The organism is Mesobacterium pallidum, from assembly GCF_019966535.1.
Taxonomy (GTDB): Bacteria; Pseudomonadota; Alphaproteobacteria; order Rhodobacterales; family Rhodobacteraceae; genus Mesobacterium; species Mesobacterium pallidum.
Map to the genome: position 1 here is coordinate 57221 of NZ_JAIMID010000004.1, position 25940 is coordinate 83160.

Below are 25940 nucleotides of genomic sequence, written 5' to 3' on the forward strand. Positions count from 1 at the left end.
GCGGCTTTAGCGATAACGTCTCGACGCTGTCATGCAGCGGGCAGGGGTTTGATCCGATTGTGCGCACGCGCGCGCCATGGCCCGGAATGTGGACAGGCGTCGCCCCAAGGGTGGGGCGGCGCCTGTGTCGCGTGCGGGATGCCTCCGGCGGGAGTTTATTGGCACAATGAAGGGCGGATCGGCGCCCAGCCCACCGGGTCAGCCGAGGGCGGCGACGCCGGGCAGGGCCTTGCCTTCCATCCACTCGAGGAAGGCGCCGCCGGCGGTGGAGATATAGGTGAAATCCTCCGCCGCGCCGGCCTTGTTGAGCGCGGCCACCGTGTCGCCGCCGCCTGCGACCGAGATGAGCTTGCCGGCCTTCGACAGCTCTGCCGCCTTGCGGGCGGCCGCGTTTGTGGCGGCGTCGAAGGGCGCGATCTCGAAGGCGCCGAGGGGGCCGTTCCAGATCAGCGTTTTCGCGCCCTCGAGGATGGACGCGATGCGCGCGACCGCCTCGGGGCCGGCATCGAGGATCATCGCGTCCTCGGGGCAGGCGGTGGCGGGAACGGTCTCGTTCGCCGCACCCGCCTTGAACTCGCGTGCCACGACCACGTCGCTGGGCAACACGATCTCGCAGCCCGCGGCTTGCGCCTTTTGCAGGATCTCCCGGGCGGTGTCCGCCAGGTCCGTCTCGCACAGGGACTTGCCCACGGGCGTGCCTTGGGCGTAGAGAAAGGTGTTCGCCATGCCGCCGCCGATCACCAGGTGATCGACCTTGGCCACCAGGTTGCCCAGCAGGTCGAGCTTGGTCGAGACCTTGGCGCCGCCGACCACCGCCACCACGGGCCGGACCGGATCGCCAAGCGCGGCTTCCAGTGCTTTCAGCTCGGCCTCCATCAGCCGGCCGGCGCAGGCGGGCAGCAGGCGGGCCAGCGCCTCGGTCGAGCTGTGGGCGCGGTGGGCGGCCGAGAAGGCGTCGTTGCAGTAGATGTCGCCCAGCTTGGCCATGCCCGCTGCAAGCTCGGGGTCGTTCTTGGTTTCGCCCGCGTGGTAGCGGGTGTTTTCCAGCAGCAGCACCTGGCCCTCGGGCAGGGCTGCCGCCGCGGCCTCGGCGGCCGGGCCGGTGCAATCGGCGGCGAACATCACCGGCACGCCAAAGGCCGCCTCGAGCGCCGGGACCAGCGGTTGCAGCGACATCGACGGCACCCGTTCGCCCTTGGGCCGGCCGAAATGGGCCAGCAGCACGGGGCGGCCGCCCTTGGCGAGGATGTCCTTGATCGTCGGCACGATCCGGTCGATGCGGGTGGTGTCGGTGACGCGCCCGTCCTCGACCGGCACGTTGATGTCGACCCTGGTCAGCACGCGTTTGCCCGCCAGGTCCATGTCGTCAAGTGTCTTCCAGCCCATCGCTTGCCCTCCTTGGCGTGTCGCTTTGAGGCGGATTCCTTGCCGATTGCGTCCCCGCGCGCAAGGGCGCGTCTTGTCCCGGCCCGTGCAAGCGCTTAGGTGTGGCGCCAAACGAACGGAAGGGAGGCCCCCATGGCCGAGATCAAGGACCCCGAGAACACCATCCTGATGGAGCTGAAAGGCGGCACCGTCACCATCGAGCTGCTGCCCGACATCGCGCCGCTGCATTGCGAGCGGATGAAGGAGCTGGCCCGCGAAGGCGCCTATGACAACGTCGCCTTCCACCGCGTGATCGAGGGCTTCATGGCCCAGACCGGCGACGTGGAGCATGGCAACATGGAAGGCGATTTCAACATCCGCCGCGCCGGGACGGGCGGGTCGGCCAAGCCGGACCTCAAGGCAGAATTCTCGGGGATTCCCCATGATCGCGGCACGCTGGGCGCGGCGCGCAGCCAGAACCCGAACTCGGCCAATTCGCAGTTCTTCATCAACTTCAAGGACAACCATTTCCTGAACCGCCAGTACACGGTCTATGGCCGCGTTATCAGCGGCATGGAGCACGTGGATGCGATCACCCGCGGTGAGCCGCCTGCGAGCCCGGACCGGATGATCAGCGTGAAGGTCGCAGCCGATGCGTAAGCTGGCAGCCCTTCTGATGCTGACGGCGGCGCCGGTGGGCGCGACGGGCCTCGATATCGAGATCGCGGGCGAGGGGGCCAATGGCACCATCCACGTCGATCTCTTCGAGGATGTCGCGCCGAACCATGTCGCGCAGATCGCCGCACTGGCCGAGGCGGGGGCTTACGATGACGTGGTCTTTCACCGCGTGATCGAGGGTTTCATGGCCCAGACCGGCGACGTACAATACGGCAAGATGGGCGGCGACATGCGGATGGCGGGTCGTGGCGGCTCGGACCGTCCGGACCTCGGAGCCGAGTTCTCGGACCGCCCGTTCGACCGCGCCGTCGTCGGCATGGCCCGCAGCCAGAGCCCAGACAGCGCCAATTCGCAGTTCTTCATCATGTTCGCCCCGGGGCATTTCCTGAACGGCCAGTACACGGTCGTCGGAGAGGTCACCGAAGGCATGGACGTGGTCGACGCGATCAAGCGCGGCGAAGGGCGGAACGGCGAGGTCTTTGGCCAGCCCGACCGCATGGTCACGGTGACCGTGACCGAGTGAACGCGGTTCATTCGATGGATCGGAAAGGGGCCCCGCTGCGGGCCCTTTTCTTTTGCCCGGCGGTCAGAGCAGCCGTGAGGTCAGGATGCATCCGGCGGGAGTATTTCTTGAATAATGAAAGGTTTATCGGATCAGGTTCATCCGCAGCCGCATGCGGGAGCGGGCCTCTTGCGGCAGGTGTCGGTTCAGGCGTTTGTTGGCCAGGCCGAAGATCCCGACGATCACCAGCGTCAGCAGGATGAAGTAGCCGGCCAGGATCGGATAAGGCACGAAGGGGTTGAAGGTCTTGTCGGCAAAATAGCTTGCGTAATAAAGCGCATCGCCCTTTTGCTGCCGCGCCGGGAAGCCGGAAAAGAACACCAGCGTGGTCGCGTGAAAAAGAAAGATCGCTTCGTTCGTATAGGCCGGCCAGGCCAGCCGCAGCATGGTCGGCCAGGTGATGCGCCGGAACCGCACCCAGCCGGTCATGCCATAGGCATCCGCGGCCTCGATATCGCCCTTAGGGACGGAGCGCAGTGCGCCGTAGAAGATCTCGGCCGAATAGGCGGCGGTATTGAGGAACAGCACGATCAGCGCGCCAGCCCAGGCCGAGGTGAAGAGGTCGAAGGCCTCGTATTGCCCCTTGAGCGACAGGAAGAGGAAATAGGCAAAGAAGAACTGGATGAAGAGTGGTGACCCCCGGAAGAGCAGGATGAACCAGTCGGCGGGTTTGGCCAGCCAGCGGTGTTGCGAGGCCTTCCCCAGCGCCACGGCGGTGGCGAGGAAGAAGCCCGAGACCAGCGCCAGCACGCCGAAATAGATGTTCCAGATCAGCCCCGAGCCGATCAGCACCACCTGCTGGCAGATCGTGAAATCCGAGCGCGGCAGGAGGCGTTCGCCGATCCCGAGCGAGCGCAGGCCGTAATCGGCGAGGGTCTCCCAGCAGCTCATTTTCGTTGCTCCCGAAGGGGGCAATGTCCCCGTCGCTCCCGCGAGGGGCGACGCCTGCGCGAAAGCTTGTGCCATGCACAGGCGTGCGGCACAGAGGTGAGGTCAGCGCGGCGCCCGGTCATGCCTGCGCCCTCCGCTGCGCTTCGCCCGCCGCGGTGGCCTGGCCGTGACTCAGGCGCTGCATGATGCGGTCCAGCAACTTCTCGGACACCCGCGTGAAGGTCAGGTAGAAGACCAGCAGCGCCAGGAAGTACCAGACCCGCCAATCGCCATGCGGATAATCGGTAAAGCGCGGAGTCTTCGTGCCGCCCAGCTCGCGCGCCCAGTAGACGATGTCCTCGATCCCCAGCAGGAACAGCAGCGGCGTCGCCTTGATCAGCACCATCCAGAGGTTCGACAGGCCGGGCAGGGCGTAGACCCACATCTGCGGCACGAGGATGCGCCAGAAGGACTGGCGGCGGGTCATGCCGAAGGCCTCGGCCGTCTCCATCTGCGCGCGCGGCACGGCCCGCATGGCGCCAAAGATCACGTTGGCGGCAAAGGCGCCGAAGACGATGGAAAAGGTCAGCACCGCCAGGAAGAACCCGTAGGTCTCGTGCTGCCATTCCGGCGCCGAGCCCAGCGGCAGCTTGGCCGCCTGGCAGACGATGAAATCATTGCCCTGCCGGATCGGCTGGTCCCAGTCGGGGCAGAGCACCTTGTGGCGCAGGTATTCGAACCCCTGGTCCAGCGCGATCACGAAGAACAGGAAGAAGGCGATATCCGGCACGCCGCGCACCACCGCGATATAGGCCTTGCCGAGCCAGGCCACCGGCGCCACCGGGCTGCGCGCCGACATGGCGCCGAGAAAGCCGAAGCCCAGAGCGACCGGCGCGGTGATGGCCAGCAGCAGCAGCACCTTGCCGAAGGCGGTATAGAAGGACATGTGCACGCCCGTCGTGAGGTAGCACGACAGCCACGTCAGGCCCGACAGCGTGGATGGATCCGCGCAATAGGAAAACATGCAGCCCCCTTCACTCCGCTGGCCAAGGCGCCCCGATCCCCCTTCATCTTGCCGATAAACTCTGCGGGGGTGTGGGGGTGCAAAACCCCCACGGGCGACCGGCTGACCACATGCGAAGCGGGGCGGCACCGCGCGGCGCCGCCCCATCATGCGATTATTCGTAGATGGTCGTCTCTTCGCCGAACCACTTGATCAGCAGCGCGTTCAGCGTGCCGTCTTCCTTCATCGAGGTGATGGCCGCGTCGAACTTGTCCTTCAGCTCGCCGTCGCTTTCACGCAGGCCCAGGCCGATGCCACCGCCCAGCGGCACGTCGTCACCGACGAACATCAGCTCTCCGCCCGAGGCTTCGACGATCGGCACCAGGTAATCCTTGTCGGCAAAGACCGCGTCGGCCTCGCCGTTGCGGACGGCCGCGACGGTTTCCTCGGGCGTGGCGAACTCGAGCAGGGTCGCGCCGGTTTCGGCCACGTGGCCGGCCTGGATGGTCGAGGTCTGCGCGGCGACCACGCCGCCCTCAAGATCCGCATCCTCAGAGGCCGCGACATAGGCCGAGGCGGTCGGCGGGTAGTAGTTCTGGGTGAAATCGATCACCTCGTCCCGTTCGTCCGTAATGCTCATGCCCGCGATGATCGTGTCGTAATTGCCCGACACCAGGTTGGGGATGATCGAATCCCAGTCGTTCTTGACCCATTCGCAGGTCAGCTCGGCGCGGGCGCACAGCTCGTCGCCCAGCTCGCGCTCGAAGCCGTCGATCTCGCCCGCGTCGTTGATGAAGTTGTACGGTGGGTAGGCGCCCTCCGTGCCCATGCGCACCGTCATGCCGTGGCTCTCGGCCATGGCGAAGCCGGCGCTCAGCGCCAGGGCGGCGGTGGAAAGGATCAGCTTTTTCATGTGTTTGACTCCCTGAGTGTTACCGCTTCATCGCGGCTTTGAGGAACCCTTGCAGACGTTCGGTCTGGGGGTTGTGGAACAGAGCGTGGGGTTCGTTCTCTTCCTCAATCTTTCCCTGGTGGAGAAAGATCACCCGGTCCGAGATATCTTCGGCCAGGTGCATGTCATGGGTCACGACGATCATCGTGCGCCCCTCGGCGGCGAGGTCCTTGATGACCTTGATCACCTCCTGCTCGAGTTCGGGGTCGAGCGCCGAAGTCGGCTCGTCGAACAGCAGCGCTTCGGGCTCCATGCAAAGGGCGCGGGCGATGGCGGCGCGCTGCTGCTGGCCGCCCGAGAGCTGCGCCGGGTAGACGTCGCACTTGTCGCCGATCCCGACCTTGTCGAGGTACTTGCGCGCCGATTGCTCGACCTCGGCCCTGTCGCGGCCCAGCACGGTGACCGGCGCCTCCATCACGTTCTGCAGGATGGTCATGTGGGACCAGAGGTTGAACTGCTGGAAGACCATCGACAGGTTGGTTCGGATGCGCAGCACCTGTTTGGCATCGCCCGGACGGCGGGCGCGGCCCTCGCCCTTCCAATGCACCGCCTCGCCCTTGAACAGGATCTCGCCCTGCTGGCTGTCCTCGAGCAGGTTGCAGCAGCGCAGCAGCGTCGATTTGCCGGACCCGGACGAGCCGATCAGAGACACGACATCGCCGCGATGGGCGATCACGTCGACGCCCTTGAGCACCTCCAGCTCGCCATAGGCCTTGTGCAGGTCGCGGATCTCGATGACAGGTGGGGTTTGGCTCACGCGGCCTCCGGGTCTTGTCGTGTGGCGGCAGGTTAGGCGCGGATTTCCGGCGCTGTCCATGGGGAAGCGACGTTCTTGCCCGTTTTCCCGGCAGGATGCCGCCACGGAAAGCCTGTTTTGCGGGCTAAGGCTCAGGCCGCTTCGGGGGTGGGGACGTCGTGATAGGCGGCGAGGGGCAGGCGGGTGATGCCTTGCAGGCCAAGCGCAGTGCGGCCCTCGGCGCCCAGCCGGTCGATGGCGGTTGCGAGGGCGGCGTAATGCGCGTCGGAGTCGCGACCCAGCGCGGTGATATAGGGCGTGGCCGGAGTCGGGGGCGTGGCGTCGATCACCTGCAGCCGGCGCGGCGCGTCATCGTAACGGCAGGCCAGGCGCCAGGTGTGGGCGTCCACGCAGGCGATGTCAGCCTGGCCTGCGTCCAGCGCGGCGATGGAGTGCAGATGCGCGCCGGTGGGCGCGACCGATCCGAAGGTGATGCCCCGGCTGGCCGCATCGGTCAGCGGCCCGGCCCAGCCGCTTTGCGATGTCAGTTCATTGGCCACAAAGCGCCGGCCGGCATGGTCGGCCAGCCGGTCGCTGTCGCCCTTCCGCACCACCCAGAGCGAACGGTACAGCCCCGGCGCACAGCCCTCGAGCCCGAAATCGGGAGAGGCGACACAGCTTACGCGGCCCTTGAGTTCACGCCGCAGCGGCAGGCCGCAGGTCTGCGACAGGACAAGGTCGGGGCTTTCCCAGACGGCGAAAAGTTCGGGGCCGCGATCAAGCGCCTCGGGGCCGTGCCCCAGCGCCTCGCGGAACAGCGACCACAGCCGATCCGTCTCGGCCCGCAGCTCGGGCCGGTCATACATCGGCAGGCTGGCGATCATGTCCCCTCGACGCGTTTCCGGGCCATGTTGCTGTCGATGTCGCTCACTCCCAGTAGCGAGGCGACGAGGCGCAGCAGCGAATCCTCTTCGGCCTCGCGACTGCCGTCGGCAAGGGCCACCTGCCACAGCGACTCGATCACGCCGAGGCGTTGTTCGTAGGGGACGGCGTCCTTGATGGCGCGGGTGAAGCGGACGGTGTCGGGGGCCTCGGCCTCCAGCGCCTCGGCCTCGGCCCGCAGCTGGGCGGCGCCTTCGGCGGTCAGCCCGTAGCGCGTCGCGGCGATCTGGTCGATGCGATCCCGCTCGATCTGGGCGTAATCCTCGTCCGAGCGCGCGATGCGCACGAGAAGGGCGGTGAGGGCAAGCCGCGCATCGGCATCGCCAAGGGGCCGCGGCTGCGGCTGGATGAGGCGGGAGAGGAAATCAGCGAACATGAGCGCAGATATAAGCCGTCGGGACGCGGGTGCAATCACACAGAATTTTCTGACGAAAATTCTGCGTCGGGCGGCGCGGGTGCCATAAGAAAATTCGTCAGAATTTTCTTATGAGGCAGAGGTCAGCGGATGCTTTCCGCCGCGGCGCGGGCTTCCTCGGAGTGATGGGCCTCGACCCCCAGCATATGCTCGACCAGGTGGACCATCTGTTCCTCGGCCAGTTTCTGCACGCCATCGGCCAGGACGACGCGCCACAGCGCCTCGACGATCGACAGACGGTCCTCGTACTCGACCGAGTCGCGCACAAGGGCGGCGTATTCGCCGAGGTCGGTCATGTGCCGCTCGAGCCGCTCGCAATCGGCGCGCATCTTGGCAGCCTCGAGCGCCTTGAGCCCGAAGCGTTCCGCGAGGATCCGGTCGATCTGCGTCAGCTCTTCCAGCACGAAGTGATCGTCGGCCTTGGCCACGTGGACCAGCAGCGCGCCAAGCGCCAGGTGCGGCGTGACCTGCGGCACCGGCGCTTGCGGTTTCTGGCGTTTGAAATAGGCGATCAGGCGGTTCATCGTGTTCCCTCGGCGGGTGGCCTCGTCAGACCAGCAGCGCCGCATCCTTGGCCGCGCGGACAAAGTCGCGGAACAGCGGATGCGGGTCGAAGGGCTTCGACTTCAGCTCGGGGTGATATTGCACGCCGATGAACCATGGATGATCCGGCCATTCGACGATCTCGGGCAGGCGGCCGTCGGGCGACATGCCGGAAAAGCACAGGCCCGCCTTTTCAAGTTCTTCGCGGAACTGGATGTCGACCTCGTAGCGGTGGCGGTGGCGTTCGTCGATGTCGAGCCTCCCGTAGGCCTGCGCGACCTTGGAGCCTTCTTTCAGCACCGCGTCATAGGCGCCAAGCCGCATGGTGCCGCCCTTGCCATCGGTCTTCTTGCGCACGACCTTTTCGTTGCCCTGCACCCATTCCTTGAGGTGGTAGACCACGTGGGTGAACCGCTTCTTGCCGGCCTCGTGGTCGAATTCCTCGGACCCCGCATCCTCGAGCCCCGCGACGTTGCGCGCCGCCTCGATCACCGCCATCTGCATGCCGAGGCAGATGCCGAGGTAGGGGATCCTGCGCTCGCGGGCGAATTGCGCGGCCTTGATCTTGCCTTCCGTGCCGCGCTCGCCAAAGCCGCCGGGCACGAGGATGGCGTCGAAGCCTTCCAGATGCGGGGCCGGGTCCTCGCGGTCGAAGATCTCGGCATCGACCCATTCCTGGCGCACCTTGACCCGGTTCGCCATGCCACCGTGGGTCAGCGCCTCGGCGATGGACTTGTAGGCGTCTTCCAGCTGCGTGTACTTGCCGACGATGGCGACGCGGACCTCGCCCTCGGGGTTCTCGATCCGGTCCTTGACGTCGTACCAGCGGCTCAGGTCGGGCTTGGGCGCGGGCGAGATCTGGAAGGCGTCCAGAACCGCCTGGTCGAGCCCCTGGTCGTGGTAGGCCAGCGGCGCTTCGTAGATCGACTTGAGGTCATAGGCGGCGACGACCGACTCTTTTCGGACGTTGCAGAACAGCGCGATCTTCTCGCGTTCCTTCTCCGGGATCGGCTGCTCGGAGCGGCAGACCAGGATATCGGGCGCGATGCCGATCGACTGCAACTCCTTGACCGAGTGCTGGGTCGGCTTGGTCTTCAGCTCTCCGCTCGCCGACAGGTACGGCAGCAGCGTCAGGTGCATGAAGATGCATTGCCCGCGCGGCTTGTCATGGCTGAATTGGCGGATCGCCTCGAAGAACGGCAGGCCCTCGATATCGCCGACCGTGCCGCCGATCTCGCAGAGCATGAAATCGACCTCGTCCTCGCCGATGGTCAGGAATTCCTTGATCTCGTTGGTCACGTGCGGAACCACCTGGATCGTTTTCCCGAGGTAATCGCCGCGCCGCTCTTTCTCGAGCACGTTGGAATAGATCCGGCCGGAACTCACGGAATCGGTCATGCGTGCCGGCACGCCGGTGAAGCGTTCGTAATGGCCAAGGTCGAGGTCGGTCTCGGCCCCGTCATCGGTCACGAAGACCTCGCCATGCTCGAAGGGCGACATCGTGCCCGGATCGACGTTGAGATAGGGGTCGAGCTTGCGCAGCCGCACCGAATAGCCCCGCGCCTGAAGCAACGCGCCAAGAGCCGCCGATGCAAGACCTTTTCCGAGGGACGAGACCACGCCCCCCGTGATGAAGATGAACCGCGCCATGTGTCGATGTCTCCCGCGACTTGGTTGCTGAATCCGCATCGATTCGGTGCCCTCAGGCGTTTGAAAAACGCCCTCGCCACGGGGTTTCACCGATACAGGATTCGGGGGGAAAAGGCAAGCGCCTCCGCAAGATGCTGTTGCGGAATGCGCTGTTAACTCTAGGTGTGGTGGATCAGTCCGCGCGCGGCGTCAACGGCGCATCGGCGTCGCCCGACGGCGCCAGCTCGAGCCCGGGCAGGGCGGGCGCGGTGCCCGTCGGCGCCGTCTCGATCGGCACGTCGCCCAGCCGGTCCACGACCGAGGCGCCGCCGGCGTCGATCCGGGCGAAGACCGTCAGCGTCATCGAGGTCACGATGAAGGCGCCGGCCAGGATCCAGGTCACGCGTCCAAGCGCCGTGCCGGCCGACCGGGCCGAAAAGGCGCCACCGCCGCCGCCGCCCATGCCAAGGCCGCCGCCTTCGCTGCGCTGCATGAGCACGACGCCGATGAGGGCGAGCGCGAGAAGCAGGTGAACGATGAGAACGACGTTTTCCATGGAGTGGCGGCCCGTGCTTGGATGATCCGGCGCTATCTAGGCCAAGCGCCGCCCCCGCGCAACCCGGGCCACGCAGAATTGTCGCGCCCCGGCCGGGTGGCTTGCACCCCCCGCGCGGCGCTGCTACGCCATTCCCGATCCTTTTTATCGGGCATGAAGGCAGGGCTGGTGACGGGCAGCATCACGCATCCGCGGCTTGAGATTCGCGACCTGACCCGCCGTTTTGGCGGCGCCACGGTGGTGGACGGCGTGTCGTTGACGATCCAGCCGGGCGAGGTGATGTGCCTGCTCGGCCCCTCGGGCTGCGGCAAGTCGACGACGCTGCGCTGCATCGCGGGCGTCGACATGCAGGACGAAGGCACGATCCACGTGGACGGGGAACTGGTCTGCGACACGGTCTTTCGCATCCCGCCCGAGCGGCGCCACATCGGGCTGATGTTCCAGGACTTCGCGCTGTTCCCGCATCTGAGCGTCGCCGACAACGTCGCCTTCGGCCTCAAGGGCGGCAAGGCCGAGAAACGCGCGCGGGTCGAGGAACTGCTGGACCGCGTGGGCCTTGCGCGCCACATCGACGCCTTCCCGCATTCCCTGTCGGGGGGCGAGCAGCAGCGCGTCGCGCTGGCCCGCGCGCTGGCGCCGCGCCCGCGCATCATGCTGATGGACGAGCCGTTTTCCGGCCTCGACAACCGCCTGCGGGACGAGATCCGCGACGATACGCTGGCCGTGCTCAAGGAAGAGAACGCCGCCGTCCTGCTGGTCACCCACGAGCCCGAGGAGGCCATGCGCATGGCCGACCGCATCGCGCTGATGCGCGAGGGGCGCATCGTGCAGCTGGGCGCGCCCTACAACATCTACAATGCGCCGGTGGACCGCCAGGCGGTCGCCTTCTTCAGCGATATCAACGTGATCCGGGGCAAGGTCCGGGGCTCGCTTTGCGACACGCCCTTCGGGCAGTTCCTGGCGCCGGGGGTGTCGGACGGGCAGGAGGTCGACATCGTGATCCGGCCCCAGCACCTGGGCATCGACTTCGACCGGGGCGGCAAGGGGCCAAACCCGACGCCGGCGCATGGCGTGGCCGCGCGCGGGCTGGTGGAACGGGCGCGCTTCATGGGGGCCGAGAGCCTGGTCGAGTTCCGCATGGATCACGACGGGTCGATCCTGAAGGCCACGGTGCCGAACGTCTTCCTGCCCGAAAAGGGCCGGCCGTTGTGGCTCTCGGTGCGGCGCGACCGCTGTTTCGTCTTTCCCGCCAAGCGTTGAAAGGTCAGGTCTGCCTGACTTGACCCAAGGTCCGCTTCCTTCGCATGATGGTTGTGAATCCATGGCCCACGCGCATCCGGGCCGGGTGGCGGAGGAGCGTGATGACCGATCAGGCGACGGATATGGAGGACGGCGAATGCGGCATTCCCGCGCGTGCCGACCCGGTCCGGGCCGGGGTCAACCCGCTTTATTTCCTGATCGTCTTCGTGCCCTTGGGCATCTACGGCATGTTCGAGATCATCTCGCTGACGCTCGTGTCGTCGCGCATCTCGCTGGGGGCCGAGGCGCTGGACCCGGCGCGCGAGGCGCTCGAGATCGCAGGGCGGATGCCCTTCGTCGGGGCGGTCTGGCTTTACGCGCTGTCGGTGATCCTGGTCTTCACCGTGGTGCTGTCGGACCTGGCGCGGCCGCTCGACTGGCTGACACGGGCCTTGGCGGTGGCCGTGGTGGCGGTTCCGGTCGTGCCGCTGTGGCAAAGCGTGGTCAAGCACCAGCAGCAGCCCGAGATGACGCGGTCCTATCACCAGCTGGGCCGCGACATGTTCGAGGCGGCGCTGGCCCGCGGTGATCTTGCCGCCTGTTCCGGGGCCGACCAGTCCTGGTTCCTGTGGTCCTGCACCGAGGCGCCGCTGGTCATGGTGCTGCGCAACCTGCTGGACCTGATGAACCTGATCTCGGCGCTGGGGATCGGGCTGCTGATCGCGGGGATGATCCTGACCCTCAGCTGCTCGCGCACCCACAAGGATCTGCGACCCGAGGAGAAGGCCTTCGAACTGGCGCAGGGGCAGCGCGAAATGCGCAAGTACCTGTACCTGTCGGGCCTGCAACTGACCATCGGCATGTTCGTGACGCTGACCTGGATGCGCTGGCCGCAGCAGATGCTCGAGGATGGCTGGCGCGCGCAATACGAGCTGATCGTCAACGGCTACGCGGTGTTCTCGGGCGTGTTCTATTCGCTGCTGATCCTCGGGTTCTACGTGCCGGTGGCGCTGATCCACGAGGCGCGGGCCCGGGCGCTGGCGGATGCGGTGATCCGGGACGCGGCGCCGGACGGCAAGCTGGGCCGCATCCGGCAGATCGACAGTTGGAAAGAGGCGCAGGGCCTGTCGCACGGGCGGCTCCAGTCGCTGCGCGAGGGGCTTGCCGTGGCCGCACCGATCCTGGCGGCGCTGGCGGGGACGTTTTCGCCCTTGGGCGGCTAGGGTTTCGCGGCCGTGGTCGGAATTTGAGTATTTGTGGAATAATGAAAGGGTCAGGGGAGGTCCGAGAGCGACTTGCCGGGCTCGTCCATGAAGAGGCCCGGCAGGGCGGCCACCGACCGGATGTGGTCGAGGCGCAGGGTGGCGAAGCCATTGGTGGTCTCGTCCCAGGCGGTGAGCGCCCAGACCCGGCCCCAGTAATCAAGCTTGAGCGGGCGCAGCACGTGGTCGCCATCGGCCAGGCTGGCGCGCAGTTTCTGGCGGGCGCGCAGGGCGGCCCGGATGGGGCCGAGATGCGCGAGGGCCGGTTCCGGCCCGGCATGGGGTGGCAGGGCATGGCCGAAGCGGGCGGCGCCGGTGGTGGCGTCCTCCGAGAGGCCCGCGTCGATCTTTTCGGACAGGCACCGGGCGGCGCGGGCGAGATCTTCCTCGCCGCCTTCGCCGATGATGGCCAGGGCGATGTGCAGCGCCTCGAGCTCGTCATGGCTGAGGTTGAGCGGCGGCAGGGTCACGTCGGCGCCGATCCGGTAGCCGGTCCCGCGCGCGCCGGTGACCGGGTGGCCCGCGGCGCGCAGCCGGTCCATGTCGCGCCAGATCGTGCGCTCGGTCACGCCCGTCGCCTGCGCAAGGTCCGACGCCCGGTGCCAGGCGCCGTCGCGCAGCATCTGCATCAGGTGAAGAAGGCGGTCGGCGCGGGGCATGGGTGCATTACTGACAAAATCCTGTCGGTTGTCCAGCGCGCGGCGGCTGAAGGCGCGATTTTCTGCGGCAAGGCCCATGCCGGGCGCCGCTTTGGCCCTTTTGGCCGCCGCGCGCGCCTGCGTAGAACGGGATCAGGATATCAACGGGGGACAGACTTTCCCCGGAGCTTTGGGAGACTGGACATGCTCAACAACATCGGCCTTCCCGGCCTGCTTCTCATCGCCGTCGTCGTGCTGGTTCTGTTCGGCCGCGGCAAGATCTCGTCGCTGATGGGCGAGGTCGGCAAGGGCATCACCGCCTTCAAGAAGGGCGTCAGCGACGGCCAGAACGAGCTGGAGGACGACAAGGCAGCCGAGGCACATGACGTGACCCCCGCCGCCGAGAAGGAAAAGGTGTAAGCCCCTATGTTCGACCTGAGCATGGGCGAGATGGCGGTCGTCGGCGTCGTCGCGCTGATCGTCGTGGGCCCGAAGGACCTGCCGGTCCTGTTCCGCAACGTCGGCCGCTTTGTCGGCAAGGCCAAGGGCATGGCGCGCGAGTTCAGCCGCGCCATGAACGACGCAGCCGAGGAATCGGGCATGCGCGACGTGCAGAAGACGTTCAAGACGGCGACCAACCCGCTCGGCTCGGCCATGGACGAGGTCAAGGGCGCGGCCAAGGCGGCCTCGAGCTGGGACCCGAAGAAGGCGACCGCCGGACTTGACGGGGACCGCAAGGCGGCCGCCGACAAGATCCGCGACGCCAGCGCCAAGAAGGCGCAGGAGCGGAAGGATCGCGAAGCGGCAGAGGCCGCGGCGGCGGAAGCGGCCGAGGATGACGCGGCGGCCCTGCTGGACGACAGCGCCGACAGCGTGAAGAGCGGAGGCGCCGCATGAGCGCATCGGACGACATCGACGACAGCGCCGCGCCGCTGATCGAACACCTGGCCGAGCTGCGCACGCGGCTGATCTGGTCGGTGGTGGCTTTCCTGGTCGGGATGATCGCCTGCTTCGCCGTGGGCGGGCAGATCCTCGATTTCCTGCTGGTGCCGATCGAGAAGACGATGCGGGACCTCGGCAATCCGAACCCGGTGATGCAATACACCGCGCCGCAGGAATACTTCTTTACCCTGATCCGGATCTCGGTGGTGGGCGGCCTTGCGCTGTCCTTCCCTGTCATCGGCTACCAGCTGTGGCGCTTCGTGGCGCCGGGGCTCTACCGGCAGGAAAAGAACGCCTTCTTGCCGTTTCTCGTGGCCTCGCCGGCGCTGTTCCTGCTGGGGGCGGCCTTCGCGCATTACGTGGTCGTGCCGCTGGCCATGAACTTCTTCCTCGGCTTTGCCGACCTGCCCAGTTTCGTGGCGGCGATGTTCGCGGCCGAAGGCGTGCCGGATGATGCCGAGCTGGTGGATCGCGGGATCGACATCGTCTTTAACGGCAAGGTCAACGAGACGCTGGACATCACGCTCAAGATGATCGTGGCCTTCGGGCTGTGCTTCCAGCTGCCGGTGCTGCTGACGCTGATGGGCAAGGCGGGGCTCGCCTCGTCGCGCGGGCTGCGCAACATGCGCAAATATGCCGTCGTGGGTATCCTGACGGTGGCTGCGCTGGTGACGCCGCCGGACGTGACGACGCAGGTGATCCTGTTCGTGGTGGTCTATGCGCTTTACGAGATCTCGATCTGGCTGGTGCAGGCGGTCGAGCGCAAGAAGGACGAGGAAGCGCGGGCCGAAGGTGTGATCGGCGAGGACGAGAGCCTCTTTGATCTCGACGAGGACTGGGACGACGAGGACAAGGCCAAGTGAGCGAGCTGGACCGGATCGCGGCGGCGCTGGAGCGGATGGCTCCGGCGCCGCTGGAGGCGCCCGATTTTGATGCGGCCGAGGCCTTTGTCTGGCACGTGTCGCCGGACCGGCTGGTGCCGGTGCCCAAGGTGGCCCGGGTGGACCTGTCGCTGCTGCTGGGCATCGACCGGGCGCGCGACACACTGCTCGAGAACACGCGCCAGTTCGCGCGCGGCTACCCGGCCAATAACGCGCTCTTGTGGGGCGCACGGGGGATGGGCAAGAGCTCGGTCGTGAAGGCGGTCCATGCGGCCGTGCGGGCCGAGGGCGCCAATCTCAAGATCGTCGAGCTGCAGCGCGAGGACCTGCCGAGCGTGTCGCGCCTCTTGAACCTGATGCGCGATGCGCCTTGCCGGTTCCTGCTGTTCTGCGACGACTTGTCGTTTTCCCATGACGACCAGCATTACAAGTCGCTGAAGGCGGTGCTGGATGGCGGGATCGAGGGACGGCCCGAGAACGTGCTGTTCTATGCCACGTCCAACCGGCGCCACCTGATGCCGCGGGACATGATCGAGAACGAGCGTTCCTCGGCGATCAACCCCAGCGAAGCGGTGGAGGAGAAGGTCTCGCTGTCGGATCGCTTCGGGTTGTGGCTGGGGTTCCATCCCTGTTCGCAGGACGAATACCTGGCGATGATCCGCGGCTATTGCGATGCCCTCGGGGTCGCGATCGACGAGGAGACGCTGCGTGCCGAGGCCATCGAGTGGCAGGCCACGCGCGGGGCGCGGTCGGGCCGGGTGGCCTGGCAGTATTTCACCGACCTCGCGGGGCGGAAGGGTGTGGCCCTGGGGTAGAGGTTTCGGATCGCTTCGCGATCCGACCGGAGGGCGCGCGGCTGACGCCGCGCGCCCGGTGTCGTTGAGATGTTGGCTTTCACGGGATATGGCGGCGCGCTTGGATGTGTTGCGCCGTGAGGGGCCAGCCCCTCACACTCCCCGGAGTTTATCGGCACAATGAAGCGGAAGCGGATCCCTTGCTTCATTGTGCCTGAAAACTCCCGCCGGAGGCATCCGACAGATGGGCAAGAGGCGACGCCTGTGTTGGGCGTCGCCTCCGGGTTCTCTGAATCCAAGCGCGCGGGAGCGCACCGATGGATCGGTCAGCCTTCGAGCACCACGAGGGCGTGGCGCTTCTTACCGGCGCTCAGCTTGATCGGCGAGGCGAGGGCGCCGGCGTCGATCATCAGCCCGGCATCCGTCAGCGGCGCATCGTCGATGCGGGCGCCGTTCTCGGCGATCAGGCGCTTGGCTTCCTTGCCGGACTTGGCAAGGCCGGCGCGGACGATCAGTTGCACGATCGAGATGCCGTCGACGACCTCGCTCGCCGTCAGGGCGAGGGTCGGCAGGTCGTCGCCGATGCCGCCCTTCTCGAAGACCTCGCGGGCCGTCGCCTCGGCCGTCGCAGCCGCCTCGGCGCCGTGGCACAGGGTCGTGACCTCGTTCGCCAGGATGATCTTGGCCGCGTTGATCTCGGACCCTGCCAATGCGCCCAGGCGGTCGCATTCCTCCACGGGCAGCTCGGTGTAGAGCTTGAGGAACCGGCCCACGTCCGCATCGGTCGTGTTGCGCCAGAACTGCCAGAACTCGTAAGGGCTGCGCATGTCGGCGTTGAGCCAGATCGCGCCATCGGCGGTCTTGCCCATCTTCTTGCCGTCCGAGGTGGTCAGCAGCGGCGTCGTCAACCCGAAGATCTGGTGGTCCAGCACGCGGCGGGTCAGGTCGATCCCGTTGACGATGTTGCCCCATTGATCCGAGCCGCCGAATTGCACCAGGCAGCCGTAGCGCCGGTTCAGTTCGAGGAAGTCATAGGCCTGCAGGATCATGTAGTTGAACTCGAGAAAGCTCAGCGACTGCTCGCGGTCGAGGCGCGATTTCACCGACTCGAACGACAGCATCCGGTTGACCGAGAAGTGCCGGCCGATGTCGCGCAGGAACTCGAGGTAGTTGAGCCCGTCGAGCCATTCGGCGTTGTTCAGCATCAGCGCGGGCGCCTCTGCCTGGTCGTAATCGAGGTATTTCGCAAAGACCTGCTTGATGCCGGCGATGTTGTCGTCGATCTGGGCCGGGGTCAGCAGGGGGCGTTCATCGGCGCGGAAGGACGGGTCGCCCACCTTGGTCGTGCCGCCGCCCATCAGCGTGATCGGCTGGTGGCCGGTTTTCTGCAGCCAGCGCAGGGTCATGATCTGGATGAGCGAGCCGACATGCAGCGATTTCGCCGTCGCGTCAAAGCCGATATAACCCGGCACAACCCCCGCGCAGAGCGCCTCGTCGAGGCCCTGGTAATCGGTGCAATCGGCCAGAAAGCCGCGCTCCATCATGACACGCATGAAGTCCGATTTCGGGTGGTAGGTCATGTCTTGTTTGCTCCTGCTTTGCAGGGCATTCCTATAGTGGGCAGCAGGCCAAAGGAAAAGACCATGTTGAAGGGGCAGGTGGTGCGCGCGCTTGGCGCCATGTCGGGGACCTCGCTGGATGGGGTCGACGCGGCGGTGATCGAGACCGACGGCGTGCGGATCATGGGCTTTGGGCCGTCGGTGTTCCGCCCATATTCGACCGAGGAGCAGGCGGTGCTGCGCGCCGGCCTCGGCCGCTGGCCGGGCGAGGCGGGCGTGGCCGAGGTGGCGGCCCTGGTCGAGGCGGCCCATGCCGAGGTGCTGGGGCCCCTCGAGGCCGAGCTGATCGGCTTTCACGGCCAGACCCTGGCGCATGAGCCCAAGGGGCGCGGCACGCACCAGGCCGGGGACGGGGCGGCGCTGGCCGAGGCGCTGGGGCGGCCGGTGGTCTGGGATTTCCGCTGCACCGACGTGCGGCTGGGCGGAGAGGGCGCGCCGCTCGCGCCCTTCTACCACTTCGCCTGCGCGCAGTGGATCGGCGCGACGGCGCCGCTGGCGTTTCTCAACCTCGGCGGGGTGGGCAACATCACCTGGGTCGATCCTTCGGCGCCCGCGCCCGAGGCCGAGGGGGCGCTCCTGGCTTTCGACACCGGCCCGGCCAATGCGCCGATCAATGACCTGATGATGCAGCGGCGGGGTCTGCCTTTCGACCAGGGCGGGTCGCTGGCCTCGGGCGGCAAGGTGGTGGACGGGGCGCTCGAGCTCTTTCTCGAGGATGGTTACTTCCTCAAGCAGCCGCCCAAGTCGTTGGACCGGGACGATTTCTCGCTGATGCTGGACCTCGTGCGCGAACTGGAGGACGCGGATGCCGCGGCGACCATGACCGCGATGGCGGCGGCGGCGGTGATGCAGGGGATGCAGTTCTGCCCCAGCCCGCCCGAGCGGCTGCTGGTCACGGGGGGCGGGCGCCACAACCCGGTGATGATGCAGATGCTGCGCGCCGGGCTCGACTGCCCGGTCGATCCGGTCGAGGCGGTCGGGCTCGACGGGGACATGCTCGAGGCGCAGGCCTTTGCCTATCTCGCGGTGCGGGTGGCGCGGGGGCTGCCGACCTCCTGCCCCTCGACCACCGGCGTGCGGGCGGCGGTAGGCGGGGGCGAGATCTCGCGGCCGGGGTGAGGGGTAGAGAGCGGGCTTGGGGGCGCTGCCCCCGTCCGCCAGGGCGGACTCCCCCGAGGTATTTTCAAAACGATGAAGGAATGGGGTGGCGCGATTTGAGCCGGGCGTCCGTGGCATGCCCCGGGGTTTCTGGCGGACCATCGAGCCGAGGGCGTGCGCCCTGTCTTTCACTATTCCTCAAATACTCTAATCCGGCCGTACGAAGGGCGTGACGTCGAGAGGGCGTTCAGGCCGAGCAGCTGGCGCCGCCCAACACGCAGAACTTGGCGCAATGGGGGTGGTTGAGCTGCACGGGGCGGGCGGCTTCGGTGAGCGTGGCGCCGAGGTCGAAGCCTTCGGCATAAGGCAACAGGGTGCAGGCGATGACCGAAGCGGCCGGTGCGCCCTTGTGGTGCACGACCATGCGGGAATTGGCGCACATGACGCCCGAGGGCTCCTTGCCCAGGATGCCCCAGCAGGCGGTGGTGATCTCGGGGACGGGCACGGTGGCGTCCATCTCGGGGAAGATCACGCACATGGCCGGGTCGGCGGCGTCGATGTTGTAGCCGCGCTCGGCGAAAAGCGCGGCATAGCCGGCGCGGGCGGCGGCGTCGGATTCGTGCCATTCGCTGCGCCCCGCGACGGCCATGCGGATACCCGTGTCACGGAGCCAGTCCATCCCTTCGAGCGTCTTGTCGTAGCTGCCCGCGCCCCGCTCGGCGTCGTGACGCGCACGCTCGTGATGGTCGAGCGAGACGCGCAGGATCAGCTTGTCGCCGTAGCGGGCGGCGAGGCGCTTGAGCCCCTCTTGTACGCGGGGCCGCATTATCGGGGCCATGGCGTTGGTCAGCACCAGCACCTCGAAGCCACGGGCCAGCGACGCCTCGATCATCGCGATCGCTTCGGGGTTCATGAAGGGCTCGCCGCCCGTGAACCCGATCTCGGTCGTGGGCTGGCCCGTCGCCTCGACCTCGTCCAGGAAGCGGGCCACCTCGGCCAGTGTCAAGTAGACCAGCGCGTCATTGGTGGGTGAGCTTTCGATGTAGCAATTGGCGCAGGTGATGTTGCAAAGCGTGCCGGTGTTGAACCACAGCGTCTCGGCCCCGCGGAAGGGCACGGAGGCGCGCTGCGACCCGTCGGCGGTCACGAAGGGGTCGCGGAATTTCGCGGCATTCCCGGGGGCGTCGTCTTTCATCGGTCCTGGCCTTCCTGCTTGGCGCTCTCTGCCTAGCGCGCGGGCGGGGCGGGTGAAAAGGCGGCAAATTTTTCCTGACGCCATTGTGAAGCGTCAAACGGGTGTTAGACTCTTCGTGATCCATTGGCTATGACTGGCGTCGTTAGCGCTAACAGCCGCTGCGGCGACCCGCGCAAGAGCAAGACCCGCCCGGGCCCCGGGGCACAGCAAGAGGACCAGATCATGGTGTCGCGCGTCATTCCGGTCGATGAATTCGACCTTGTCATCTTTGGCGGCACCGGGGACCTGGCCCGGCGCAAGATCCTGCCGGGGCTCTACCGTCGGTTCGCCTCGGGCCAGATGCCGGCCGGGGCACGGATCATCGGCGCCGCCCGCAGCGACATGGATGCCGACGGCTACCGCCAGATGATCGCGGATGCGGTGGCGGAGTTCGGCGGGACCCATGACCCGGCCGTGCTGAAGGATTTCCTCGCCCATCTCGATTATGTCGCCATCGACGCCAAGGGCACCGACGGCTGGGCCGAGCTTGGGTCCAAGGTCCGGGACGGGGTGATCCACGCCTTCTACTTCTCTGTCGCGCCGTCGCTTTTCGGCGACATCGCGCAGCGGCTCAAGGAGCACGGGATCGCCGGGGATGCCTCGCGCATCGTGGTGGAAAAGCCCTTCGGCCATGATCTTGGAACCGCCAAGGCGCTGAACGCGACGCTGGCCGCCTATTTCGACGAAGGGCAGATCTACCGGATCGACCATTACCTCGGGAAAGAGACGGTGCAAAACCTCATGGCGGTCCGCTTCGGCAACATGCTGTTCGAGCCGCTGTGGAATTCGAACTACGTCGACAACATCCAGATCACCGTGGCCGAGACGGTCGGCGTCGGCGGGCGCGGCAGCTACTACGACCATTCCGGCGCCATGCGGGACATGGTGCAGAACCACCTGATGCAGCTGCTCTGCCTCATCGCGATGGAGCCGCCGGCCAAGTTTGACCCGGACGCGGTGCGGGATGAAAAGCTCAAGGTGATTCGCGCCCTCGACCCGGTCGCGCCGCATCACGTCGTGCGCGGGCAATATGCGGCGACCGAGGGCGGAACCGGCTACCGCGACGACGTCGAGAACCCCCGCTCGCGCACGGAAAGCTTCGTCGCGCTCAGGGTCGGGATCGCCAATTGGCGGTGGGCCGGCACGCCCTTTTACCTGCGCACCGGCAAGAAGCTGCGGGCGCGCACCAGCGAGATCGCGATCACCTTCAAGGATGCGCCGCATTCGATCTTTGGCGAGGACGCGGGCTGGAACCGCAACGTTCTGACCATCAAGCTGCAACCGAACGAGGGCATGACGCTGGACGTCACCATCAAGGAGCCCGGCCCGGGCGGGATGCGCCTGATCGACGTGCCGCTCGACATGTCCTTTGCCGAGGCGCTGGGGCCGGATGCCGAGGACATTCCCGACGCCTACGAGCGGCTGATCATGGACGTGATCCGGGGCAACCAGACCCTCTTCATGCGCGGCGACGAGGTGGAGGCCGCCTGGGCCTGGACCGACCCGCTGATCGCCGGCTGGGAAAAGCGGGGCGAGGTGCCGCAGCCTTACGACGCGGGTTCGTCTGGCCCCGAGGACGCGATGATGCTGATGCACCGGGACGGGCGCAAGTGGCGCGAGATCCGGACATGACCCTGTTGCCGAGGGGGCTGGGCATGTTACCTCAGGTCAAGGCAGTACCGGAGGGGGCATCATGAACATCGTCGATTATCCCGACCGCGAAATGCTGGCGATCGACCTGGCGCAGAAGCTGGCCGGAGAGTTGCGCGCCGGTCTCGTGCACGAGGAGCGCGTCACGCTTTGCGTGCCGGGCGGCACGACCCCGGGGCCGATCTTTGACGACCTCTGTGCCGCGCGGCTCGACTGGGACCGGGTCGATGTCGTGCTGAACGACGAACGCTGGGTGCCCGAGACCTCGGACCGCTCGAACACCCGTCTGCTGCGCGAACGGCTGTTCCAGGACCGGGCCGCGGCGGCGACCATGCTGCCGCTCTATGCCGACGCGCCCGAGCCCGAGCCGGTGCTGGACGCCCTGGCCGAGCGGCTCGAGGCGCATCTGCCGATCCACGTGCTGCTCCTGGGCATGGGGGCCGACATGCACACCGCCTCGCTCTTCCCCGGGGCGGACCGACTGGCCGAGGGGCTGTCGTCCAAGGCGCCGATCCTGCTGCCGATGCGCGCCGATGGCGTGCCCGAGGCGCGGATCACCTTCTCGGCCCGGGTGCTCAACGATGCGATGAACAAGCATGTCGTGATCACCGGCGCCGAAAAGCGCCGGGTGATCGAGACGGCGATGACCCTGCCACCGGACGAGGCGCCCATCCGGGCCGTCCTCGACGGGGCGACAATCCACTGGGCCGAATGAAGCGGAATGACCACGCGATGACCATGTTCGACAAGCTGCAAGACCTCGCCTCTGCCCGCGCGGGGCGTTCGATGATCGACCTCTTCGACGGGGACCGGGCGAGGGAATACTCGGTCCGGTTCGAGGACATGCTCTTCGATTATTCCAAGACGCAGATCGACGGCGAGGTGCAGGCCGCCCTGCTGGACCTCATTGACGGGACCGGCGTCATGGCCAAGGCCGAGGCGATGTTCGCAGGGCAGAAGATCAACGACACCGAGGGGCGCGCGGTGCTGCACACCGCCCTGCGCAACCCGGGCGAGCCGGTGCTGGTGGATGGCGCCGACGTGATGCCCGGGGTGCTGACGGTGCTGGATGACATGAGCGCGTTTGCGGATGCGGTGCGCGATGGCAGATTCACCGGGGCAGGGGGCGCAATCACCGATGTCATCAACATCGGCATCGGCGGGTCCGATCTTGGCCCCGTGATGGCGACGCGGGCGCTGTCGCCCTATCACGACGGGCCGCGACTGCATTACGTCTCGAACGTCGACGGCGCGCACCTGGCTGATACGCTCAAGGGGCTCGACCCGGCGACCACGCTGGTGATCGTCGCCTCCAAGACCTTCACCACCATCGAGACGATGACCAACGCGCGCTCGGCCCGCGACTGGATGGCTAGGTCCGTTGCCGACCCGGCCGCCCAATTCGCCGCCGTCTCCACCGCCGGCGACAAGACGGCGGCGTTCGGGATCGACGCGAGCCGCGTTTTCGGCTTCGCCGACTGGGTCGGCGGGCGCTATTCCATGTGGGGGCCGATCGGCCTGCCGCTGATGATCGCCATCGGCCCGGAGCGGTTCCGCGAGTTCCTGGCCGGTGGCCGCGCCATGGACGACCACTTCCTGTCGGCCGCGCCTGCCGAGAACATGCCCGTCATGCTGGCCCTCGTGGGCCTCTGGCACAACCAGGGCTGCGGCTATGCCACCCGCGCCGTGCTGCCCTACGACCAACGGCTGGAGCGGCTGCCGGCCTACCTGCAACAGCTCGAGATGGAATCGAACGGCAAGCGCGTGTCGATGGACGGCGCGGACCTGCCTTACGACAGCGGCCCCGTGGTCTGGGGCGAGCCGGGGACCAATGGCCAGCACGCCTTTTACCAGCTGATCCACCAGGGCACGCGGGTCATTCCCTGCGAATTCATGGTGGCCGCCAAGGGGCACGAACCCGACCTCGCCCATCACCACCGCCTGCTGGTCGCCAATTGCCTTGCGCAATCCGAAGCGCTGATGCGCGGCCGCTCGCTGGACGTGGCGCGCGAGATGATGGCGGCCAAGGGCTTCACCGGCGACGAGATGGAACGGCAGGCCCGCCACCGCGTCTTCCCGGGCAACCGCCCCTCGACCACGCTGGTGTACCCGTCGCTGACCCCGGACATGCTGGGCCGCATCATCGCGCTTTATGAACACCGCGTGTTCGTCGAAGGCGCCGTGCTGGGCATCAACTCCTACGACCAATGGGGCGTCGAACTGGGCAAGGAGCTTGCCACCGCCCTCGGGCCCGTCATCGACGGCGACGAAAGCGCCGAGGGCAAGGATGGCTCGACCCGCCAGTTGGTCGATTTCATCCTCTCGAACCGCTGACCGGGATACACACTCCCGCGCGCAAGCCGATCTCGCGCCACGGCGCGGGAGCCTCCGGCGGGAGTACTTGAGGAAAGTGAAATGTGGGGCGGGCGCCGATCCCCCTTCATCTTGCCAATAAACTCCGGGGAGCCCGAGGGGCAGAGCCCCTCGACATGTCAGTGCCGCGCCTTTGGCGCGATGGGCTGGCCCCTCACTCCCGTAGAGGCCACAGGCACCTCCGGCGGGCGATATCGGCGCTAGATCAAAGCTGGGCGCGCCCCAATCCCATTCACCTTTCCAGAAATATCCCGGGGGCAGTCGCCTATGGCGACGGGGGGCTGGCCCCCCATCCCCGCCTGCAGCCGGGCGTCCCCTTCAGGGAATGTCGAACCCCGGCGCGGCCAGTTCGAACCCTTCGAAACGGAAGCCGGGAGAGACGACGCAGCTGACGAGGCTCCAATCGCCGCCGCTTTCCGCGGCCTGCCAGTGGCCGGCGGGCACCACGATTTGCGGCGCCTCGCCCGACAGGACATCCGGGCCAAGGGCATGGGCGCGGGCGGGGCCAGCCTCGGTCTCCGCGATCCGCAGCGTGAGCGGGCTGCCGGCATGCCAGAGCCAGATCTCATCCGCGTCCACCCGGTGCCAATGGCTGCGCTCGCCGGCCTTCAGCAGGAAGTGGATGCAAGTGGCCGAGGGGCGCATGCCCTCGGGCGCGACGGTGGCCCAGGTCTGGCGATAGTGCCCGCCCTCGGGGTGCGGGGCGAGAGTCAGCTGCGCGATGATGCGGTCTGCGTCGGTCATGACGGTACCTTAGCGCGGGCCAGATCGGCGGAAAAGCGCCGCGCGCGGAAAGGTGAGGCAAGGAATCTGGAAAGCCATGGAACATGGGGCCAGCGCGAGCGTTAACCTTTCGATCCGCGGGTATGACCCGTCGGGATTGGAACGAGAGTGGAAGGAGTACCCCCATGAAAACCCTGATGATCGGCCTGGTGGCCGCTTCGGCGATGACCCTGTCGGCCTGCGAGACGATGGACAGCAATTCGCGCACCGTGGCCGGCGTGGCCGGGGGCGCTGCGGCGGGCCTCGTGGCCGCGCAGATCCTCGACCTCGACGGCGACTGGACCACGATCAGCGCGCTGGCCGGCGCCGCCGCCGGCACCGTGGTCGCGCAGAACCAGAGCACGGGCCAATGCTACTATGCCCGCGGCGACGGCACCTATTACCGCGCGGCCTGCTGAGCGCAGCACCAATAAATCCGGAACGGGCGTCCCGCGGGGCGCCCGTTTTTGTCTGTCAGCCCTCGGGCCAGATCATCTGCGCCAGCGCCACGAAGTCGCCGGCGACGTAGTCCCAGTCACCCTCGGGGTCGAGGTCGGTCTGCTGCATCGCGCCGTATTCCGTGGGGCGCACGACAAAGGCGGTCTTCAGCCCCTCGGCCTGGGCGGCGGCCAGGTCGCCGTTGTGGGCGGCGACCATCATGACCTCTGACGGGTCCAGCCGCAGGGCGGCACAGGCGGCGCGGTAGACGGCGGGGGCAGGCTTGTAGTCCTGCGCGATTTCCGCGCCCAAGATGCAATCCCAAGGCAGGCCCGCGTGCCGCGCCAGCCGCGCCATCATGGCGATGGACCCGTTCGAGCAGGGGGCGAGCAGCGCGTGGGGGCGCATCTTGTGCAGACCGTCCACCACGTCGGGCCAGGGGGCGAGCGCCTCCCATGCCTTGTTGAGCCGGGCGGGGTCGGGGCAGGTGAGGCCAAGGTTGGCGCAGACACGCTCGAGATTCTCGAGGTGCAAGTCGTCCAGCGGGACATAGCCCCGCTCGCCGTCGCGGATGCGGGCCATGGCGGGGTCGTATTCGCCACGCCAGGCCTCGGCAAACAGGGTGGGATCTGCGGCGGGCAATTGCTCGGACACCGCGCGGGCGACAGAGCTGCGCCAGTCCACGCAGGTGCCGAAAACGTCGAAGATGAGGGCTTGTACCATGCGCCCAGAGTGACCGCGTCTCGCGGCCGTGGCAAG

General features: G+C 67.2%; 28 protein-coding genes. 13 read left to right on the top strand and 15 right to left on the bottom strand.

Annotated elements, in window-relative coordinates; translation table 11 throughout:
* Nucleotides 1-198: 198 nt before the first annotated feature.
* Complete coding sequence (locus MF270_RS07405) at nucleotides 199-1386, bottom strand: phosphoglycerate kinase (protein WP_238365239.1); 1188 nt, start codon at nucleotides 1384-1386, stop codon at nucleotides 199-201.
* A 132-nt stretch (nucleotides 1387-1518) separates the two neighbouring features.
* Here MF270_RS07405 and MF270_RS07410 point away from each other — a divergent pair, with 132 nt between their 5' ends.
* Nucleotides 1519-2025 carry a peptidylprolyl isomerase gene (locus MF270_RS07410; protein WP_238365240.1) on the top strand — a complete coding sequence of 169 codons (507 nt, stop codon included), beginning with the start codon at nucleotides 1519-1521 and terminating at the stop codon, nucleotides 2023-2025.
* Entirely contained in the window at nucleotides 2018-2566 is a 549-nt protein-coding gene (locus tag MF270_RS07415) for a peptidylprolyl isomerase (RefSeq protein WP_238365241.1), read from the top strand. The genes MF270_RS07410 and MF270_RS07415 overlap by 8 nt, the downstream gene beginning before the upstream one ends.
* Nucleotides 2567-2689: 123 nt before the next feature.
* Here MF270_RS07415 and MF270_RS07420 read toward each other — a convergent pair whose 3' ends face one another.
* From MF270_RS07420 to secG, 9 genes are all read right to left on the bottom strand, one after another.
* Nucleotides 2690-3496, bottom strand: a complete 807-nt coding sequence (locus tag MF270_RS07420) for an ABC transporter permease (protein ID WP_238365242.1) — start codon at nucleotides 3494-3496, stop codon at nucleotides 2690-2692.
* A 118-nt stretch (nucleotides 3497-3614) separates the two neighbouring features.
* Entirely contained in the window at nucleotides 3615-4499 is an 885-nt protein-coding gene (locus tag MF270_RS07425) for an ABC transporter permease (RefSeq protein WP_238365243.1), read from the bottom strand.
* A gap of 154 nt (nucleotides 4500-4653) precedes the next feature.
* A complete protein-coding gene (locus MF270_RS07430; protein ID WP_238365244.1) occupies nucleotides 4654-5391 on the bottom strand; it encodes a transporter substrate-binding domain-containing protein in 738 nt (245 codons plus the stop codon).
* A gap of 19 nt (nucleotides 5392-5410) precedes the next feature.
* Nucleotides 5411-6187: an ABC transporter ATP-binding protein gene (locus tag MF270_RS07435; RefSeq protein WP_238365245.1), complete on the bottom strand. Its 777-nt coding sequence runs from the start codon at nucleotides 6185-6187 to the stop codon at nucleotides 5411-5413.
* A gap of 131 nt (nucleotides 6188-6318) precedes the next feature.
* Nucleotides 6319-7050, bottom strand: coding sequence for a phosphate/phosphite/phosphonate ABC transporter substrate-binding protein (locus tag MF270_RS07440; RefSeq protein ID WP_238365246.1), 732 nt, complete (start codon nucleotides 7048-7050; stop codon nucleotides 6319-6321).
* On the bottom strand, nucleotides 7047-7484 hold the full coding sequence (locus MF270_RS07445; protein ID WP_238365247.1) for a tellurite resistance TerB family protein: 438 nt from the start codon (nucleotides 7482-7484) through the stop codon (nucleotides 7047-7049). The genes MF270_RS07440 and MF270_RS07445 overlap by 4 nt, the downstream gene beginning before the upstream one ends.
* Nucleotides 7485-7606: 122 nt before the next feature.
* Nucleotides 7607-8047: a tellurite resistance TerB family protein gene (locus MF270_RS07450; protein ID WP_238365248.1), complete on the bottom strand. Its 441-nt coding sequence runs from the start codon at nucleotides 8045-8047 to the stop codon at nucleotides 7607-7609.
* Nucleotides 8048-8072: 25 nt separating this feature from the next.
* On the bottom strand, nucleotides 8073-9716 hold the full coding sequence (locus tag MF270_RS07455; RefSeq protein WP_238365249.1) for a CTP synthase: 1644 nt from the start codon (nucleotides 9714-9716) through the stop codon (nucleotides 8073-8075).
* A gap of 172 nt (nucleotides 9717-9888) precedes the next feature.
* On the bottom strand, nucleotides 9889-10251 hold the full coding sequence (gene secG, locus MF270_RS07460; RefSeq protein WP_238365250.1) for a preprotein translocase subunit SecG: 363 nt from the start codon (nucleotides 10249-10251) through the stop codon (nucleotides 9889-9891).
* A gap of 153 nt (nucleotides 10252-10404) precedes the next feature.
* Here secG and MF270_RS07465 point away from each other — a divergent pair, with 153 nt between their 5' ends.
* Nucleotides 10405-11511: an ABC transporter ATP-binding protein gene (locus tag MF270_RS07465; RefSeq protein WP_238365251.1), complete on the top strand. Its 1107-nt coding sequence runs from the start codon at nucleotides 10405-10407 to the stop codon at nucleotides 11509-11511.
* A 101-nt stretch (nucleotides 11512-11612) separates the two neighbouring features.
* Nucleotides 11613-12713: a hypothetical protein gene (locus MF270_RS07470; RefSeq protein WP_238365252.1), complete on the top strand. Its 1101-nt coding sequence runs from the start codon at nucleotides 11613-11615 to the stop codon at nucleotides 12711-12713.
* 50 nt (nucleotides 12714-12763) lie between these two features.
* On the opposite strand, the gene MF270_RS07475 is transcribed toward MF270_RS07470, so the two are convergent.
* Entirely contained in the window at nucleotides 12764-13411 is a 648-nt protein-coding gene (locus tag MF270_RS07475) for a helix-turn-helix transcriptional regulator (RefSeq protein WP_238365253.1), read from the bottom strand.
* Nucleotides 13412-13594: 183 nt separating this feature from the next.
* Between MF270_RS07475 and tatA the strand changes: the two genes are divergently transcribed.
* From tatA to MF270_RS07495, 4 genes are read left to right on the top strand one after another with little or no spacing between them, the layout of a single operon-like run.
* Nucleotides 13595-13810 carry a twin-arginine translocase TatA/TatE family subunit gene (tatA, locus tag MF270_RS07480; RefSeq protein WP_238365254.1) on the top strand — a complete coding sequence of 72 codons (216 nt, stop codon included), beginning with the start codon at nucleotides 13595-13597 and terminating at the stop codon, nucleotides 13808-13810.
* A gap of 6 nt (nucleotides 13811-13816) precedes the next feature.
* Nucleotides 13817-14287, top strand: a complete 471-nt coding sequence (gene tatB / locus MF270_RS07485; RefSeq protein ID WP_238365255.1) for a Sec-independent protein translocase protein TatB — start codon at nucleotides 13817-13819, stop codon at nucleotides 14285-14287.
* Nucleotides 14284-15195 (top strand): twin-arginine translocase subunit TatC, encoded by a 912-nt coding sequence (gene tatC / locus MF270_RS07490; RefSeq protein WP_238365256.1) that lies wholly within the window; start codon nucleotides 14284-14286, stop codon nucleotides 15193-15195. The genes tatB and tatC overlap by 4 nt, the downstream gene beginning before the upstream one ends.
* Nucleotides 15196-15230: 35 nt before the next feature.
* Nucleotides 15231-16028 (top strand): ATP-binding protein, encoded by a 798-nt coding sequence (locus MF270_RS07495; RefSeq protein ID WP_238365517.1) that lies wholly within the window; start codon nucleotides 15231-15233, stop codon nucleotides 16026-16028.
* 305 nt (nucleotides 16029-16333) lie between these two features.
* Here the strand turns inward: MF270_RS07495 and tyrS are convergent, their stop codons facing one another.
* Nucleotides 16334-17587, bottom strand: a complete 1254-nt coding sequence (gene tyrS / locus MF270_RS07500; protein ID WP_238365257.1) for a tyrosine--tRNA ligase — start codon at nucleotides 17585-17587, stop codon at nucleotides 16334-16336.
* A 63-nt stretch (nucleotides 17588-17650) separates the two neighbouring features.
* Between tyrS and MF270_RS07505 the strand changes: the two genes are divergently transcribed.
* Nucleotides 17651-18745, top strand: a complete 1095-nt coding sequence (locus tag MF270_RS07505) for an anhydro-N-acetylmuramic acid kinase (protein ID WP_238365258.1) — start codon at nucleotides 17651-17653, stop codon at nucleotides 18743-18745.
* A gap of 226 nt (nucleotides 18746-18971) precedes the next feature.
* On the opposite strand, the gene MF270_RS07510 is transcribed toward MF270_RS07505, so the two are convergent.
* Nucleotides 18972-19919: a radical SAM protein gene (locus MF270_RS07510; protein WP_238365259.1), complete on the bottom strand. Its 948-nt coding sequence runs from the start codon at nucleotides 19917-19919 to the stop codon at nucleotides 18972-18974.
* A 222-nt stretch (nucleotides 19920-20141) separates the two neighbouring features.
* Between MF270_RS07510 and zwf the strand changes: the two genes are divergently transcribed.
* From zwf to pgi, 3 genes are all read left to right on the top strand, one after another.
* Nucleotides 20142-21590 carry a glucose-6-phosphate dehydrogenase gene (gene zwf, locus MF270_RS07515; protein WP_238365260.1) on the top strand — a complete coding sequence of 483 codons (1449 nt, stop codon included), beginning with the start codon at nucleotides 20142-20144 and terminating at the stop codon, nucleotides 21588-21590.
* Between the two features lie 61 nt (nucleotides 21591-21651).
* Nucleotides 21652-22323: a 6-phosphogluconolactonase gene (gene pgl / locus MF270_RS07520; protein WP_238365261.1), complete on the top strand. Its 672-nt coding sequence runs from the start codon at nucleotides 21652-21654 to the stop codon at nucleotides 22321-22323.
* 17 nt (nucleotides 22324-22340) lie between these two features.
* The gene (pgi, locus tag MF270_RS07525) at nucleotides 22341-23942 is read left to right on the top strand and encodes a glucose-6-phosphate isomerase (protein ID WP_418887870.1); all 1602 of its coding nucleotides are present in this window, start codon (nucleotides 22341-22343) and stop codon (nucleotides 23940-23942) included.
* A gap of 357 nt (nucleotides 23943-24299) precedes the next feature.
* Here the strand turns inward: pgi and MF270_RS07530 are convergent, their stop codons facing one another.
* Nucleotides 24300-24725: a cupin domain-containing protein gene (locus tag MF270_RS07530; RefSeq protein ID WP_238365262.1), complete on the bottom strand. Its 426-nt coding sequence runs from the start codon at nucleotides 24723-24725 to the stop codon at nucleotides 24300-24302.
* A 164-nt stretch (nucleotides 24726-24889) separates the two neighbouring features.
* On the opposite strand from MF270_RS07530, the gene MF270_RS07535 reads away from it, so the two are divergent.
* Nucleotides 24890-25162 (top strand): glucose-6-phosphate isomerase, encoded by a 273-nt coding sequence (locus MF270_RS07535; RefSeq protein WP_238365263.1) that lies wholly within the window; start codon nucleotides 24890-24892, stop codon nucleotides 25160-25162.
* A 55-nt stretch (nucleotides 25163-25217) separates the two neighbouring features.
* Here the strand turns inward: MF270_RS07535 and MF270_RS07540 are convergent, their stop codons facing one another.
* The gene (locus MF270_RS07540) at nucleotides 25218-25904 is read right to left on the bottom strand and encodes a haloacid dehalogenase type II (RefSeq protein WP_238365264.1); all 687 of its coding nucleotides are present in this window, start codon (nucleotides 25902-25904) and stop codon (nucleotides 25218-25220) included.
* Between the last annotated feature and the right edge of the window lie 36 nt (nucleotides 25905-25940).

What these genes read in the sequence shown, in the direction of transcription:
- tyrS (WP_238365257.1), bottom strand. Translation starts at nt 17,587, where the DNA reads ATGACCTACCACCCGAAATCGGACTTCATGCGTGTCATGATGGAGCGC.
- MF270_RS07440 (WP_238365246.1), bottom strand. Translation starts at nt 7,050, where the DNA reads ATGATCGCCAGCCTGCCGATGTATGACCGGCCCGAGCTGCGGGCCGAG.
- MF270_RS07415 (WP_238365241.1), top strand. Translation starts at nt 2,018, where the DNA reads ATGCGTAAGCTGGCAGCCCTTCTGATGCTGACGGCGGCGCCGGTGGGC.
- MF270_RS07405 (WP_238365239.1), bottom strand. Translation starts at nt 1,386, where the DNA reads ATGGGCTGGAAGACACTTGACGACATGGACCTGGCGGGCAAACGCGTG.
- MF270_RS07425 (WP_238365243.1), bottom strand. Translation starts at nt 4,499, where the DNA reads ATGTTTTCCTATTGCGCGGATCCATCCACGCTGTCGGGCCTGACGTGG.
- MF270_RS07465 (WP_238365251.1), top strand. Translation starts at nt 10,405, where the DNA reads ATGAAGGCAGGGCTGGTGACGGGCAGCATCACGCATCCGCGGCTTGAG.
- MF270_RS07495 (WP_238365517.1), top strand. Translation starts at nt 15,231, where the DNA reads ATGGCTCCGGCGCCGCTGGAGGCGCCCGATTTTGATGCGGCCGAGGCC.
- tatB (WP_238365255.1), top strand. Translation starts at nt 13,817, where the DNA reads ATGTTCGACCTGAGCATGGGCGAGATGGCGGTCGTCGGCGTCGTCGCG.
- secG (WP_238365250.1), bottom strand. Translation starts at nt 10,251, where the DNA reads ATGGAAAACGTCGTTCTCATCGTTCACCTGCTTCTCGCGCTCGCCCTC.
- MF270_RS07510 (WP_238365259.1), bottom strand. Translation starts at nt 19,919, where the DNA reads ATGAAAGACGACGCCCCCGGGAATGCCGCGAAATTCCGCGACCCCTTC.
- MF270_RS07450 (WP_238365248.1), bottom strand. Translation starts at nt 8,047, where the DNA reads ATGAACCGCCTGATCGCCTATTTCAAACGCCAGAAACCGCAAGCGCCG.
- MF270_RS07470 (WP_238365252.1), top strand. Translation starts at nt 11,613, where the DNA reads ATGACCGATCAGGCGACGGATATGGAGGACGGCGAATGCGGCATTCCC.
- MF270_RS07530 (WP_238365262.1), bottom strand. Translation starts at nt 24,725, where the DNA reads ATGACCGACGCAGACCGCATCATCGCGCAGCTGACTCTCGCCCCGCAC.
- MF270_RS07430 (WP_238365244.1), bottom strand. Translation starts at nt 5,391, where the DNA reads ATGAAAAAGCTGATCCTTTCCACCGCCGCCCTGGCGCTGAGCGCCGGC.
- MF270_RS07455 (WP_238365249.1), bottom strand. Translation starts at nt 9,716, where the DNA reads ATGGCGCGGTTCATCTTCATCACGGGGGGCGTGGTCTCGTCCCTCGGA.
- MF270_RS07420 (WP_238365242.1), bottom strand. Translation starts at nt 3,496, where the DNA reads ATGAGCTGCTGGGAGACCCTCGCCGATTACGGCCTGCGCTCGCTCGGG.
- tatC (WP_238365256.1), top strand. Translation starts at nt 14,284, where the DNA reads ATGAGCGCATCGGACGACATCGACGACAGCGCCGCGCCGCTGATCGAA.
- MF270_RS07445 (WP_238365247.1), bottom strand. Translation starts at nt 7,484, where the DNA reads ATGTTCGCTGATTTCCTCTCCCGCCTCATCCAGCCGCAGCCGCGGCCC.
- MF270_RS07505 (WP_238365258.1), top strand. Translation starts at nt 17,651, where the DNA reads ATGTTGAAGGGGCAGGTGGTGCGCGCGCTTGGCGCCATGTCGGGGACC.
- tatA (WP_238365254.1), top strand. Translation starts at nt 13,595, where the DNA reads ATGCTCAACAACATCGGCCTTCCCGGCCTGCTTCTCATCGCCGTCGTC.
- MF270_RS07535 (WP_238365263.1), top strand. Translation starts at nt 24,890, where the DNA reads ATGAAAACCCTGATGATCGGCCTGGTGGCCGCTTCGGCGATGACCCTG.
- MF270_RS07475 (WP_238365253.1), bottom strand. Translation starts at nt 13,411, where the DNA reads ATGCCCCGCGCCGACCGCCTTCTTCACCTGATGCAGATGCTGCGCGAC.
- MF270_RS07410 (WP_238365240.1), top strand. Translation starts at nt 1,519, where the DNA reads ATGGCCGAGATCAAGGACCCCGAGAACACCATCCTGATGGAGCTGAAA.
- MF270_RS07540 (WP_238365264.1), bottom strand. Translation starts at nt 25,904, where the DNA reads ATGGTACAAGCCCTCATCTTCGACGTTTTCGGCACCTGCGTGGACTGG.
- pgl (WP_238365261.1), top strand. Translation starts at nt 21,652, where the DNA reads ATGAACATCGTCGATTATCCCGACCGCGAAATGCTGGCGATCGACCTG.
- zwf (WP_238365260.1), top strand. Translation starts at nt 20,142, where the DNA reads ATGGTGTCGCGCGTCATTCCGGTCGATGAATTCGACCTTGTCATCTTT.
- pgi (WP_418887870.1), top strand. Translation starts at nt 22,341, where the DNA reads ATGACCATGTTCGACAAGCTGCAAGACCTCGCCTCTGCCCGCGCGGGG.